This window comes from Oleiphilus sp. HI0080, assembly GCF_001635135.1.
The window spans coordinates 1-1,004 of sequence record NZ_LWFU01001046.1 but is presented as its reverse complement, the minus strand read 5'-3'; the positions used below and the strand labels follow the sequence as shown (position 1 = coordinate 1,004).

2 protein-coding genes are annotated in these 1,004 nt (G+C 50.0%); both read right to left on the bottom strand.

The window, feature by feature from the left end; all coding sequences use genetic code 11:
- On the bottom strand, positions 1–239 hold a 239-nt coding region (locus A3751_RS19515), incomplete at its 3' end, for a 6-phosphogluconolactonase (RefSeq protein WP_197466534.1).
- 12 nt (positions 240–251) lie between these two features.
- Positions 252–1,004 (bottom strand): glucose-6-phosphate dehydrogenase (locus A3751_RS19510; protein WP_197466533.1); only part of this gene is annotated, 753 nt, incomplete at its 5' end.

Genomic DNA, 1,004 nt, shown 5'->3' with positions numbered 1-1,004 from the left:
TTACTTTCTTCACTCAGCGCTGGAACCATGCGCTCATCGCCCCACCAAAAGTGCACGTTGTCCCACTGTATTCCGTCTTTCACAGGGCTGTTCAAAATAAAACGGTACAAGGCCATCGGCGTACTTCCACCTGACAAAGCGACATGACAAGGTTTATCACGAAAACTGAACGCCATTAACTTCTCTGCTACCTGCTCAAAGAGCTCAGGCGGCGCGTCAAATACTTTTATTTCAAACATCGAAACAGCCCTTTATAACTCGCAATAATCGGTATCGGCTAAATTTTTACACGGAAAACGCCATTCACGCTGATCCCTCTGCAGGAGGTCAAAAGCCTCCTTAGGCCCCCATGTTCCGCATGCATAACCATAGAGAGCGGGATCATGGTGGTCATTTTTGTACCTTAGTATGGGCTCAACAAATTCCCAGCAGGCTTGAACGGCATCGCTTCGTGCAAAAAGTGTGGCGTCGCCATTGAGCGCATCGAGCAACAATCGCTCATACGCGGTGAGTACTTTCGTCTCGCCCAGATCCTGATAATGAAAGTCCATCGAAACCTCTTCGGCTTCAAAGCCCGCCCCTGGGCTCTTTAAACCAAACTTCATCACAATGCCTTCATCGGGCTGAATGCGGATAATCAAGCGATTTCTCGGTGCCTTTGCGGCAAATACGGGGTGCGGTGTTGGCCTAAAATGAATGACGACTTCGGTTACTCGTGTCGGCAGGCGCTTACCTGTTCGAACATAAAAGGGCACTCCGCTCCAACGCCAGTTATTGATCTGCATTTTCAATGCAACATAGGTTTCGGTTCTCGAGTCAGGTGAGACACCTTCTTCTTCTCGGTAGCCGTACAGAGACTCTCCACGCACCTGAGAGCCCGTGTATTGCCCCAGCACCATATTATGCTGCAGATCATGTTCGCTAAGTGGTTGCAGGCTTTGCAGCAATTTTACAACTTCGTCACGGGTAGAATCCGAGTTGATCGCGGCCGGAGGCTCCATCGC